Annotated in this window: 11 protein-coding genes; 6 read left to right on the top strand and 5 right to left on the bottom strand. The window is 61.7% G+C overall.

The window, feature by feature from the left end; translation table 11 throughout:
* Window positions 1-677 (bottom strand): hypothetical protein (locus NO357_RS16945; RefSeq protein WP_306736893.1); only part of this gene is annotated, 677 nt, incomplete at its 3' end.
* A gap of 250 nt (window positions 678-927) precedes the next feature.
* Entirely contained in the window at window positions 928-1,104 is a 177-nt protein-coding gene (locus NO357_RS16940) for a hypothetical protein (protein ID WP_306736892.1), read from the bottom strand.
* A gap of 469 nt (window positions 1,105-1,573) precedes the next feature.
* Here NO357_RS16940 and NO357_RS16935 point away from each other — a divergent pair, with 469 nt between their 5' ends.
* Entirely contained in the window at window positions 1,574-2,371 is a 798-nt protein-coding gene (locus NO357_RS16935) for an SDR family NAD(P)-dependent oxidoreductase (RefSeq protein ID WP_306736891.1), read from the top strand.
* A gap of 440 nt (window positions 2,372-2,811) precedes the next feature.
* Here NO357_RS16935 and NO357_RS16930 read toward each other — a convergent pair whose 3' ends face one another.
* From NO357_RS16930 to NO357_RS16920, 3 genes are all read right to left on the bottom strand, one after another.
* Window positions 2,812-4,233: a phenylacetate--CoA ligase family protein gene (locus NO357_RS16930; protein WP_306736890.1), complete on the bottom strand. Its 1,422-nt coding sequence runs from the start codon at window positions 4,231-4,233 to the stop codon at window positions 2,812-2,814.
* Window positions 4,234-4,450: 217 nt separating this feature from the next.
* Complete coding sequence (locus NO357_RS16925) at window positions 4,451-5,497, bottom strand: rod shape-determining protein (protein WP_306736889.1); 1,047 nt, start codon at window positions 5,495-5,497, stop codon at window positions 4,451-4,453.
* A gap of 276 nt (window positions 5,498-5,773) precedes the next feature.
* Window positions 5,774-7,342 carry a 2-isopropylmalate synthase gene (locus NO357_RS16920; protein ID WP_306736888.1) on the bottom strand — a complete coding sequence of 523 codons (1,569 nt, stop codon included), beginning with the start codon at window positions 7,340-7,342 and terminating at the stop codon, window positions 5,774-5,776.
* 301 nt (window positions 7,343-7,643) lie between these two features.
* Here NO357_RS16920 and NO357_RS16915 point away from each other — a divergent pair, with 301 nt between their 5' ends.
* The 5 genes from NO357_RS16915 to NO357_RS16895 all read left to right on the top strand — a co-directional run bounded on the left by NO357_RS16915 (window position 7,644) and on the right by NO357_RS16895 (window position 12,440).
* Window positions 7,644-8,129 (top strand): hypothetical protein, encoded by a 486-nt coding sequence (locus tag NO357_RS16915; protein WP_306736887.1) that lies wholly within the window; start codon window positions 7,644-7,646, stop codon window positions 8,127-8,129.
* Between the two features lie 4 nt (window positions 8,130-8,133).
* Window positions 8,134-8,751, top strand: a complete 618-nt coding sequence (locus NO357_RS16910) for a TetR/AcrR family transcriptional regulator (protein ID WP_306736886.1) — start codon at window positions 8,134-8,136, stop codon at window positions 8,749-8,751.
* A gap of 31 nt (window positions 8,752-8,782) precedes the next feature.
* Window positions 8,783-9,448 carry an SDR family NAD(P)-dependent oxidoreductase gene (locus NO357_RS16905; RefSeq protein ID WP_306736885.1) on the top strand — a complete coding sequence of 222 codons (666 nt, stop codon included), beginning with the start codon at window positions 8,783-8,785 and terminating at the stop codon, window positions 9,446-9,448.
* Window positions 9,442-10,965, top strand: a complete 1,524-nt coding sequence (locus NO357_RS16900; protein ID WP_306736911.1) for a cryptochrome/photolyase family protein — start codon at window positions 9,442-9,444, stop codon at window positions 10,963-10,965. The genes NO357_RS16905 and NO357_RS16900 overlap by 7 nt, the downstream gene beginning before the upstream one ends.
* A gap of 203 nt (window positions 10,966-11,168) precedes the next feature.
* A complete protein-coding gene (locus NO357_RS16895; protein WP_306736884.1) occupies window positions 11,169-12,440 on the top strand; it encodes an NAD(P)/FAD-dependent oxidoreductase in 1,272 nt (423 codons plus the stop codon).
* Window positions 12,441-12,473: the final 33 nt, after the last annotated feature.

The following is a 12,473-nucleotide window of genomic DNA, read 5'->3' as shown; positions in this document are numbered from 1 at the left end:
TCGCCATTCAGCGTGCCGTTGCGGCCGTCATAGGTGTCGTCACCGCCGCCAAGCATCACGGTACCGTTGATCACTCCGTTGTTGACGACCTGATCGGTGCCGTCGCTGCCCAAATAGGCCGTTCCCGCGGAAATCAGTGTACCGGAATTGTAGAAGTCCACGGTCGAGCTGGTGCCAGAGCTCAAGAAATAGATGGCGTAGCTCTGCCCCATGATCGTGCCGGTGTTCAAAATGGTCGTTTCCGTGTCGCTCCCGTTCACGAAAATGCCGTAGTCACCCTGCAGAACACCGGAATTGTTGATGTCGATTTCAGTGTTTGCCGCGCTGTTTGCGTAAATCGCGGCGAACCAGTCAGACTGAATGACGCCGGCGTTATGCACCAAGAGAGCGGCCGCACCCGCGGTGTACACCGTGGCTTTGCCACTAGTTCCCGTGTTTGCCGCGTATATGTTGCCGCCTGAGCCGACGTTCAGATCCAACACACTATCCGTGCCAGCGTTGATTGCCGCGCCGTTGATTGCATTGATGACCCCATAAACCGAGACCACGACGCCGCCGCTGACATCGATGGCGTTGCCGCTCGTGGCCAGGGTTCCGTTTGTGGTAATGAGACCGTGCTCGCCGCTTGTGAGTGTCTGGCCAGTCGTGGTTAGGCCGGTAACGTTGAAACTGGGCATGTCATTCTCCTTGAAGCTTCATCAGATAATTGTTTGCCGTCGGTCCCGCGGGCTTTCCGCCGGGATCAAAAAAAGCGTGCACGAAGTATGCACCAGATTAGCAAGAAATCGCAGAAGAAACGGTGAAACTTGCGGCTGCGGACATTCCTGCCTGGAACAGTCGCAGGTCGAGATTCCGCGACAACCACACTCCCGCGGGTGCTCAACCCAAGCACACATTCCTAAAAGCGCCTGGCGGTTCAGATCGATCTCAGAGCGATAGCCCCAGGGTGAAAGGCCCCTGTCGCAGGGAGACGTCGGTCGAGCCCGACACCCCGTCACCGGTGACTTGAACCGTGCTGTTCATGCTGGGCTGAACCGGTTCGCCATCGGCGCCACAGGCTAAAAGCGCCGCACCGGTCAGAAGTAAAACCACAACTTTCATCATGCCGTACGCTCCCGCCAGCGCGCATTCTGGGCGCGTACCTGATCCGGGGCCGCGCGACCACAAGAGCTGCGCGAGCCTTTGCATACAAATGAAAAGTGCGCGATAAGGACGGCGATCTGAATAGCCTTTTTGAAAGCCTTTGCGCGTTTCGGATTACCATCGCCACCGCCCGCATTCCAGCCTCGCTGGCACGACACCATGGGACTTCCGCCCTTGGCGGCAACCCCCAGCCATGTTTTTGGGCTGGGAAAAGAGGAAACCCAAACCGGTCAGCAGGTGCAAAGAGTAGCTTAAGTTACACCAAACCTGTCCAAACATTGGGGAGTAACTCAACGTAGCGATGCGCGCGCCGGTTTTCATTTGTCCAGAAACTTCCACCAAAGGCCCAGCCCCCACAAACCATGGCCTTTGATCTCTTGTCCAGAAAGGTGCGAAGGTGCCAATGAAACGGCAGGGAAAGGTGCAAAACATGAGTGATTTGGAAGGACGCGTCGCCCTGGTGACCGGGTCTGCAACGGGGCTGGGACGTTCGGTCTCGGTGAAGCTGGCTGAACGCGGCGCAGATGTGATCATCAACTATTCCCGATCCTCCGCTGAGGCGGCAGAAGCAGCCGATCTGTGCCGGACAGCTGGAGCACAGGTAAAGGTGGTGCAGGCGAATGTTGCCGACCCTGCCGGGTGTCGGGAACTGGCGGAAGCGGCACAGCAGTGGGGATGGCTGGACATTCTGGTCAATAATGCCGGTATCACCCGGCACGCGCGGGACCACTCTGACCTCGACGCCCTCACGAAAGCCGATTTCATGGACATCTACGAGGTCAATGTGGTTGGGCCATACCTGATGCTGCAAGCTACCAAACCATTGCTTGAGGCGGCATATGAGAAAACCGGCAGGTCCAGTGCTGTGCTCAACACATCGTCCATCGCCGGAATCAAAGGCATCGGCTCATCGGTCGCCTATGCCGCATCCAAAGGGGCGCTCAACACGATGACGGTTTCCCTGGCCCGCGCGCTGGCGCCAGCTATCCGCGTGAACGCGATTTGCCCTGGCTTCATCGGCACACGCTGGTTCAAGGACACCATGGATGAGCAGAGCTTTGAAAAAACGCTTCGCAGAATCGAGGCGGCAACGCCTCTGGCGGCCGCGTCCGACCCAAACGATATAGCTGACACCGCGCTGTTTTTCCTTTCCGACGCGTCCAGGCATGTCACGGGGGAATTGCTATTGGTGGATGCAGGGTTGCACTTGGGCAAAGGCACCACTTAGGGATTACGCTGGCAAACCAACACAAATTGGCGGTTTTGTCCGCGTTGCTGACCTTGGTGGGTCGCACAACGAAAGTCCGGATCGAGCCCATTTTCAAAAATACTGAGATTGAACAGACGTCCGTTTTCCACATTCACGGTGGTATACTATTTTAGAAAGGGTTGTCTGGAACGTTTGTACCAGCCAACAAGGTGCCAGAAACGAAGATAAAAGATAGGAACCTTCGAATTCTGGCCGTGGCCAAAATCGGGGATGCTCCGAACTTTACGTATCGGTCTAGTAGTTACATCACGCGTTTTTTGAAGAATGCGATATGGACTACGCGCACGATGGCTCTGCGCCGAGCCCATGTTTGCTTGTCTTGAGCTCAACGGCGAAGGTCGGTTTCGTGACAGAGCCGGAGACCCCTAGGTGAGCGGGATTGTGGGGCACTCATGTCCTCACTCGGTCGGAAGCTGGCGACTACCCGACGATGTCATGTTTCGTGCGTCGGCGCGTTGCAAAGGCACAACTTCGTGGAATTTGCCGCTCGCGGTGAATTCGGGAAGTTTCTCGCTTTCTCGCACCGCGACGTCGTCCAGGCCATTATCGTGAAAGACTCGTTTCACCGACACGATGACCTCTTGAAAGACACGTCCTGCCGCCGCCTCATTGGCCATTTGTATTCGCACTTCGAAATCTCTCTCACCGGTCTGGACCAGCTGGATACGCTGGGCATGCTCGTGCTCGAGATCGAAGACGAGCGGCGACAGCGTCACCTCACCCACACGAACCAGCGTTGCCTGGCGTCCTTGCACCTGAAGACTGCGAAACGGTGAGCCACAGGGGCAGGGGTCTGCGTAGAAACGAACGCAGTCGCCAAGATCGTATCGGATGAACGGCTGAACCTCGTTGGCAAGCACCGTCAATAGCACGGTCGCCGACAACGTGCCATCGGGAACGGGCTGCATCGCCTCGTCGACCGCTTCCAGGATGACCCAGTCTTCGTTCACATGCTTGCGCCCGTGGCTGCACTCGAACGACAGCGCCAGGCACTCGGTGCAGCCATAGGGATCGGCAATGCCGTATTTCAGCGAGGGGAAGGCCTGTCGCACCCGCGCGCGAAGATCATTTGTGAGTGTCTCGCCTCCCAAAGTGAAGAGCGCAGGCTCGATCCGCAGCCGCCCGGCCTCCTTTTCCCTGACGAGGATGGCCAGCATGCTGGGGTAGGTCACGATCCAGGCGACGTCCCGAAGCGCGTTAAGCCTGTCGACGAGTCGGCCAATCGGCTGCTCGGCCTCGATGAAAGTCACCCCAAACTGCTTCGCCAGTACCGGATTCAGCCGTTGCACCAGCTTGTTGAACCCGTTGCCGGCGAAGTGACCATTGCCACCGGTGATCGTCACCCTGATGCCGAGCTTGCGGACCTCCCGGACGAGCTTCCACGTTTGCCGATCGAATCGCGCCATCATGATTCCATAGGCATACTCGACAAACGCTGAGGACAAGACGATGACAGCAGGTTCGCCCGATGTCCCGGAGGTCTGAAAAACGGCGACATCGTCGATCGGCACACCAACCTTCCCGATGTCCCTGAGATGCTCGCGCGCCCTGTCGAGGGGGAGAGACCGGATCGTCAGCCAATCGTCGAATTCGGCCATGAGATCGGGTTTGCGGGTCACCGGCAAGTCGCGCAGGTCGATCGCGCTCGATGGTGGCAGATCCGCGTAGAGCCGGTGAAACAGCGGCGAGTCGCGCCGCGCCTTTTCCACGAGACGCCGAAGATTGCGGAGTTGCTTGGCTTCAATGCGCTTACGTCCGCCCCGGTCTGTCCAGAGCCCGCCAACCAAATAACCCAATGCTCTAGGGAGGCTGAAACGCATGTCTGCTCGCTATGCCCGTTGGTTGTATCCGGCGTGACGATATCTGCTCAGTAGAGGCTACACCAAGGAGATCAGCACAAATAGACCTTTGTCAAATCGCGTAGTCGCGTTGGCTTGAGTTCATGCGGCATGCGGTGAAAGCGGCTAAAAAACGCAGAGCGACACCGAACGTCGGCTTTGTCCCGCTGAGCGGCCATTGCGGCCACTGCCGGCCGGATCAGCTGTCGTAATCGATCGCGTGCTTGAGCTGCTTTTCGTATTCAAGCGCCTTGCCGGTGCCGAGTGCAACGCAGTTCAGGCTTTCGTCGGCGATCGAGACGGCCAGCCCGGTCTGTTCGCGCAGTGCCAAGTCCAATTCGCCCAGAAGCGCGCCGCCGCCGGTGAGCATGACGCCGCGGTCGACGATGTCGGCCGCCAGATCGGGCGGTGTGGTCTCGAGCGCGGTCATCACCGCCTCGCAGATCTGCTGCACCGGTTCGCTGAGCGCTTCGGCCACCTGGGCTTGTGAGACCTCGGTTTCCTTTGGCACCCCGGTCAGCAGGTCACGACCGCGGATTTGCATCGACTGGCCGCGGCCGTCATCGGGCATCCGCGCGGTGCCGATCGAGGTCTTGATCCGCTCGGCGGTGCTTTCGCCGATCAGCAGGTTCTGCTGGCGGCGCAGATAGGAGATGATGGCCTCGTCCATGCGGTCACCGCCGACGCGGACCGAGCGGGCATAGACGATGTCGCCCAGCGAGAGCACGGCGACCTCGGTGGTGCCGCCGCCGATATCGACCACCATGTTACCGGTGGGATCGGTGATCGGCATGCCGGCGCCGATGGCCGCGGCGATGGGTTCGGCGATGAGGCCTGCGCGCCGCGCGCCGGCGGCCAGCACCGAGGAGCGGATGGCGCGTTTTTCCACCGGTGTGGCGCCATGCGGGACGCAGACGATCACTTTCGGTTTGTAGAAGGTCGAGCGCTTGTGAACCTTGCGGATGAAATGCTTGATCATTTCTTCGGCGGTGTCGAAATCGGCGATCACGCCTTCGCGCATCGGCCGGATCGCTTCGATCGAGCCGGGCGTGCGGCCGAGCATCAGCTTGGCGTCCTCGCCCACGGCGAGCACTTTCTTGACGCCGTCCTTGACGTGATAGGCCACCACCGACGGCTCGCTCAGGATCACGCCCTTGCCTTTGACATAGACCAGCGTGTTGGCGGTGCCGAGATCGATTGCCATATCGGCCGCGAACAATCCGGGGAGTTTATCGAAGATCGACATGGCGCACGCGGATCCTTGGGGTGGTGACGGTCTGAACCTTGTTGTTGGCCTGCGACTCGGGCGGGCCGGGGCAGGAGCCTCTATATAGGCTTGGGAATGCGGTTGCGAAAGGGGGCATTCCGGGTCGCTTGGGCGTGATACCGCCGCAGGCGCGGGTGACTTCGGACGGGGGCAGGGGGCGCTGCCCCCTCTGCGCGTGCCGCGCATTCACCCCCGGAGTGTTTTTGGCAAGATGAAGGACGGATCGGCGGGCAGGGATGGCTGCCCGCCGGTCGGTCAGCCGACGTCCTTGTAGCTGATTTCCTTTTCGTCCTGCCCGAGCTTGCCGCGGCGTACCAGCAGGCGGTTCAGCGCGTGTATGTAAGCCTTGACGCTGGCCACCACGGTGTCGGTGTCGGCCGACTGGCCGGTGGCGATGTTGCCGCCTTCCTCGAGCCGCACCGAGACGGTGGCCTGGGCGTCGGTGCCTTCGGTGACGGCGTGAACCTGGTAGAGCTCGAGATGGGCGGTGTTGGGATACAGCGCGCGCACCGCGCGGAAGCTGGCATCGACCGGGCCGTCGCCGGTCATCGTGGCGGTTTTTTCCTTTCCGTCGATCTCCATCGCGATCTTCGCTTCGGCCGGGCCGCCGGTGCCGCAGGTCACGGCGAGGGTTTTCAGTTTCAGCCGGTCGTTGGCGGCATCCTCGCCGACGCGCATCAGCGCAATCAGGTCGTCGTCGAAAACTTCCTTCTTGCGGTCGGCGAGTTCTTTGAAGCGCACGAAGATGTCTTTCAACTGGTTGTCGCCGACATCGAAACCGAGGTTTTCCAGCTTGTCGCGCAGCGCGGCGCGGCCGGAATGCTTGCCCAAAGGCAGCGACGAGGCGGCGAGCCCGATATCCTCGGGGCGCATGATCTCGAAATTTTCGGGGTTCTTCAGCATGCCGTCCTGGTGGATGCCGCTTTCATGGGCAAAGGCGTTCTTGCCGACGATGGCCTTGTTGAACTGCACCGGGAAGCCCGAGACGGTGGCGACGCGGCGCGAGATCGCCATGATCTTGGTGGTGTCGATGGCCGTCCGCCACGGCATGATGTCGTTGCGCACCTTGAGCGCCATCACCACCTCTTCCAGCGCGGTGTTGCCGGCGCGTTCGCCGAGCCCGTTGATGGTGCATTCGATCTGCCGCGCGCCGCCCGCCACCGCGGCCAGCGCGTTGGCGGTGGCCATGCCGAGGTCGTTGTGGCAGTGGGTGGCAAACACCACCTCGCCGGCGCCGGGCACGGTTTCGATCAGGCGGCGGATGAGGCTGGCGCTTTCTTCCGGCGCGGTGTAGCCCACCGTGTCGGGAATGTTGATCGTGGTGGCGCCGGCCTTGATGGCAATCTCGATCACCCGGCAGAGATAGTCCCACTCGGTCCGCGTGGCGTCCATCGGCGACCATTGCACGTTGTCGCAGAGATTGCGGGCGTGGCTGACGGTGTCATGGATCAGGTCGGCCATTTCATCCATCGTGAGATTGGGGATCTGGCGATGCAGCGGCGAGGTGCCGATGAAGGTGTGGATGCGCGGGCGTTCGGCGCCGCGTACCGCCTCCCAGCAGCGGTCGATATCTTTGGCATTGGCGCGGGCCAGCCCGCAGATCACCGAGTCCTTCGAACGCTCGGCAATCTCGCTCACGGCCCTGAAATCGCCTTCCGAGGCGATGGGAAAGCCGGCCTCGATGATATCAACGCCCATGTCGTCGAGCATTTCGGCGATCTCGAGCTTTTCATCGTGGCTCATGGTGGCGCCGGGAGATTGTTCGCCGTCACGCAATGTCGTGTCGAAAATCAAGACACGGTCTTGGGAAGATTGATCGGTCATTTTGGGGTCTCTTTCGTTATCCTTAAGCCTGATGGCGCAGAAGCCTGCATCCTCTGAGCGCCCGCGCCGAAAGAGGCACGCTCAGAGGCGGCTAAGGATTAGAAGCAGGGCAAGCGCACAGGCGCGCGGGACGCGTGCGACAGTTGGTATATGGCCCTGAGTAATCATGGGGACGACCTTATAAGCCCCGCTGCGTGAAGATAAAGCGAAAAAAGCGTGCAGGGAGAGATTGACATCTAAGTGAGTTATTGATTACTAATTTAAGACGCGCGATGGATCATAGAGAATGGGACCCATGACAATGAGTATTGCATGCAAAGCGGGTTGGGCGGTGTCGGCGGTTCTCGCGGCAGCGCTGGGGGCAGGGGCATATCTGTTCGTTATTCAGGGCAATACCGAGCCTTACGAGGACGGGCGTACGGCGATCCTGCTGAGCAAAGACGAACGCAACCGGGTTCTGGGAGAAATGCGGGCGTTGCTGGAGGCGTCCAAGGCCATCACCCAGGCGGCGGTCAAGGGTGATATGGAGACCGTGGCCACCGAGGCGCGCGCGGTGGGGATGGTGGCGGCCGAGGGCGAAAGCCCGGTGCTGATCGCCAAGCTGCCGTTGGAGTTCATGACGATGGGCTACTCTGCCCATCGGGCCATGGACGATCTCGCCGACCTCGCGGGACGAAGCGACGACCCTCTGGAAATCCTGGGCGCGCTGGGCGAGGCGATGGAGATTTGCACCGGCTGCCATGCCGGGTATCGTCTTGGCGTTGAGGGACAGGACGAGGGTAGCTGACTCGGTGACACGTCAACGCAAACGCGCCGAAGACCGCAAGGCCGAACTCGTGGCAACAGCTATCCGGCTTGCCGGAGAGGTCGGACCCGACCGGGTGACGACGCAGGCTCTGGCCGAGGCCGTGGGCATTAGCCAGCCGGCCATCTTCCGGCATTTCCCGACCAAGCCCGACATCTGGCTGGCGGTGGGCGAGACGATCACCCAGGGGATGGAGCCCGGAGCGCCCGGCCTTCCGACAGTGGACGAGAACGATCCGCTGGCGAGGCTCGAGGCTCTGGTGGCGCGGTATCTGGGTCAGATCATGCAGACGCCGGCAATTCCGGCGATCTTGTTCTCGCGCGAGCTGCATTCCGAGAACGAGGCACTGCGGGCGCATTTTCAGACGGTGATGACGCGGCGGCGGGCGGGGTTTGCCGCGTTGATCGCGGCGGCACAGGACCGAGGCCAGATCGGCGGCGGGCGGGCTGAGGCTGGTGATCTGGCCGCAGTGATCCTGGCCACGATCCAGGGTTTGGCGATGCGCTGGTCGCTGGAGGCGCGCGGCTTTGATCTGCAGGCTGAGGGCGTGCGGCTGATCGGCGGCGTGATCCGGGGATTTGCCGGGAACCGCGGCGCCGAGTGATCCCGACGTCGAGGCCGTGCGTAATCAGGGCATGAAAAAACGGGCATTGGTCATTGGCGCGTCGGGGGGCATTGGGCGGGCGCTCTCGACAGAGCTGGTCGCGCGCGGTTACGCGGTGACTGGGCTGTCGCGCAGCGCCGACGGGTTCGATCTGACGCGGGCCGGGGCGGTCGAGGCCGCACTGGCAGGCCTTTCACCCGACTATGACCTGATCCTTGTGGCCAGCGGCATCCTGACCGGCGGGGCGGAGCGGCCGGAGAAATCGTTGCGTGAGGTCACGGCGGAAGAGATGGCGGCGCAGTTTGCGGTCAACGCCATCGGCCCGGCGCTGGTGCTGCGGCATGCGGCGCGGCTTTTTCCGCGCGACCGGCGGGCGGTGTTTGCCGCGCTCAGTGCGCGGGTGGGCTCGATCGGCGATAACCGGGCGGGGGGCTGGTATTCCTATCGCACCTCCAAGGCCGCGCTGAACCAGATTATCCACACCGGGGCGATCGAGCTGGCGCGCACCCACATGCAGGCGATCTGCGTGGCGCTGCATCCCGGAACGGTGGCAACCGAGTTCACCGCCGGCTTTCCGAGCCATCACAAGCATACGCCGGATGCGGCGGCCGGCCACCTGCTGAGCGTGCTGGACGGGCTGACACAGGAGGACAGCGGGCAGTTTTTCGACTGGAAGGGTGAGAGGGTGCCCTGGTGAGGCTGATCCTGGTGCTGGGCGATCAGCTGACGCATGATCTGTCGGCGCTGCGCGAGGCGGAGCCCGATGACGTGGTGGTGATGGCGGAAGTGGCCGAGGAGACCGGTTATGTGCCGCACCATCCAAAGAAGATCGCGCTGGTGCTCTCGGCGATGCGCCATTTCGCCGAGGCGCTGCGCGCGGCGGGGCGTGAGGTGCTCTATACCAGGCTCGACGATGCGGAGAACGCCGGCTCGATCCCGGGGGAATTGCTGCGTCGGGCCGAGGCAACGGGGGCGACCGAGGTGATCGCCACGCGGCCAGGAGAGTGGCGGTTGATAACGGCATTGGAAGAGTCGCCGCTGAAGCTGACGCTTTTGCCCGATGACCGGTTTTTCTGTTCGCTCGAGGCGTTCGACACATGGGCTGAAGGGCGCAAGGAACTGCGGCTGGAATGGTTTTACCGCGAGATGCGGCGCAAGACCGGGCTTTTGATGGAGGGGGACAAACCCGCGGGTGGCAAGTGGAATTTCGACCACGACAACCGTAAGAAGGCCGGGGCGGCGTCGGTCCTGTCGCAACCGATGCAGTTCACGCCGGATGCGATGACCGAAGAGGTCCTGGCGCTGGTCGAGGCGCGGTTCGGCGACAATTTCGGGGATGTGCACCCGTTCCGGTTCGGAGTGACGCGGGAACAGGCGCTGCGGGCGTTGGATCATTTCGTGAAGCGCGCGCTGCCGGGGTTCGGCGATGTGCAGGACGCGATGCTTCTGGACGAGCCGTTTCTCAATCACTCGCTGTTGTCGGTTTACCTTAACCTCGGGTTGGTGACGCCGCGCGAAGTCTGCAAACGAGTCGAGGCCGCGTGGCAGGCAGACGAGGTGCCGATCAACGCCGCCGAGGGGTTCATCCGGCAGATCCTGGGTTGGCGAGAGTTTGTGCGGGGTATCTATTTCCGCGAGGGGCCGGACTACGTGAAGCGTAATGTTCTGGGGCACGACCGGGCGTTGCCGGCGCTCTATTGGGGTGGCGACACCGGCATGGCCTGCCTCAAGGCGGCGGTGGCCCAGACGCGGGACGAGGCCTATGCCCACCATATCCAGAGGCTGATGGTGACAGGCAATTTCGCGCTTCTTATTGGGGCCGATCCGGGGCAGGTGCACGCGTGGTATCTGTCGGTTTATTCCGACGCGTTCGAATGGGTCGAAGCGCCCAATACGCTGGGCATGAGCCAGTTTGCCGATGGCGGGGTGGTCGGGTCGAAGCCTTATGTCAGCTCAGGCAATTACATCGCGAAGATGAGCGACTATTGCGGCGCCTGCGCCTATGACGTGAAGGCCAAGACGGGCAAGAGGGCGTGCCCGTTCAACCTGTTCTATTGGCATTTTCTCGATCGCCACCGCGACCGGTTCGCCACCAATCCGCGGATGGCGAACATCTATCGCACCTGGGACCGGATGGACCCGGATCGGCGGCAGACCGTCCTGCGGGAAGCCGAGGGTTTGCTGGCCCGTCTTGACGCCGGAGCCCTGGTCTGATCGCTGTTCAAGAGGCCGGGTTGGCGGGTTTTTCGCGCCATGATCTGAATCAAGGTAAACACATGCGCAGCGGATAATGTGTCGCATACCGTTGTGTGCAACAGCACTGAAAAGGAGTCGAAGCCGGCGAAGCATGGGTTGTGCTCTGGCGCCGGGTTTTGACGATCAACCGGCGGGGCTCCGCCGCATCAGGAGGAAAAGTCATGGCACATGTCGTCGTGCTGGGGGGCGGACTTGGGGGGACAATCCAGGCCTATGAGCTGCGTGAATCGCTGTCGAAAAGCGACAAGGTTACGCTGATTTCCAATAAGCCCTATTTCCAGTTTACCCCGTCGAACCCCTGGGCCGGTGTCAACTGGCGCAAGAAGGACGACATCATCGTTGATCTCGACCCGGTGATGCGCCGCCGCGACATCGGTTTTCTGTGCGACGCGTGCGTGGCGCTCGACCCCGAGGCCAACCAGTTGACGCTGGAAAGCGGCAAGGTGGTGGCTTACGATTTCCTGGTGATCGCCACTGGGCCCGAGCTGGCCTTCGACGAGATCGAAGGGTTCGGCCCGGACAACCACACCAGCTCGATCTGCCATATCGAACATGCCGAAATCTCGGGCCAGAACTGGGACGCGTTCTGTGCCGATCCCGGCCCGATCGTGATCGGGGCGGTGCAGGGGGCGAGCTGTTTCGGGCCGGCCTACGAATACCTGATGACCATCGAGACCGACCTGCGCCGTCGCAAGATCCGCCACAAGGTGCCGATGACGTTTGTCACGTCGGAACCCTATATCGGCCATCTGGGCCTGGGTGGGGTGGGCGATACCAAGGGCATGCTGGAATCGATCCTGCGGGATCGCGACATCAACTGGGTGATCAACGCGAAGGTGGAGAAATTCGCCGAGGACGCGGTGCATTTCACCGAGCATAACGAGGACGGCAGCGAGAAAGCCAAGCACGAGTTGCCCGCCAAGTACAAAATGTTCCTGCCGGCCTTCCGCGGCATCAAGCCGCTGATGGGCATCGAGGGGCTGGTGAACCCGCGTGGTTTCGTCATCACCGACGAGCACCAGCGCAACCCGAAATACCCCAACATCTTCGGCATCGGCGTTTGCATCGCCATCGCCCCGCCTGTGGCCACGCCGGTGCCGACCGGTGTGCCGAAAACCGGCTTCATGATCGAGTCGATGGTCACCGCCACGGCACATAACATCCCGCGCATCATCGCCGGGCACGAGCCCGACGAGAAGCCGACCTGGAACGCGCTGTGCCTGGCCGATTTCGGTGACCGCGGCGCGGCTTTCCTGGCGATGCCGCAGATTCCGCCGCGCAACGTCAACTGGTCGGGCGAGGGGAAATGGGTGCACTGGGCCAAGCTGGCGTTCGAGTGGTACTTCATCCGCAAGGTCAAGAAGGGCGTTTCCGAGCCCTGGTACGAGAAGACCATCATGAAAATGATGAAGGTCAACAAACTGGAAGGCTGATCCAGGAAGTGATTGCGACCACGATACGGGCGC

This window comes from Marimonas arenosa (assembly GCF_030848945.1).
Lineage (GTDB): Bacteria > Pseudomonadota > Alphaproteobacteria > Rhodobacterales > Rhodobacteraceae > Marimonas > Marimonas arenosa.
Note: the sequence above shows the minus strand (reverse complement) of the source record. Positions and strands in the feature narration are given on the sequence as shown.

Bases quoted from the DNA above. Each gene is read 5' to 3' on its own strand.
- NO357_RS16940 (WP_306736892.1), bottom strand. From the start codon at position 1,104: ATGATGAAAGTTGTGGTTTTACTTCTGACCGGTGCGGCGCTTTTAGCC.
- NO357_RS16935 (WP_306736891.1), top strand. From the start codon at position 1,574: ATGAGTGATTTGGAAGGACGCGTCGCCCTGGTGACCGGGTCTGCAACG.
- NO357_RS16930 (WP_306736890.1), bottom strand. From the start codon at position 4,233: ATGCGTTTCAGCCTCCCTAGAGCATTGGGTTATTTGGTTGGCGGGCTC.
- NO357_RS16925 (WP_306736889.1), bottom strand. From the start codon at position 5,497: ATGTCGATCTTCGATAAACTCCCCGGATTGTTCGCGGCCGATATGGCA.
- NO357_RS16920 (WP_306736888.1), bottom strand. From the start codon at position 7,342: ATGACCGATCAATCTTCCCAAGACCGTGTCTTGATTTTCGACACGACA.
- NO357_RS16915 (WP_306736887.1), top strand. From the start codon at position 7,644: ATGAGTATTGCATGCAAAGCGGGTTGGGCGGTGTCGGCGGTTCTCGCG.
- NO357_RS16905 (WP_306736885.1), top strand. From the start codon at position 8,783: ATGAAAAAACGGGCATTGGTCATTGGCGCGTCGGGGGGCATTGGGCGG.
- NO357_RS16895 (WP_306736884.1), top strand. From the start codon at position 11,169: ATGGCACATGTCGTCGTGCTGGGGGGCGGACTTGGGGGGACAATCCAG.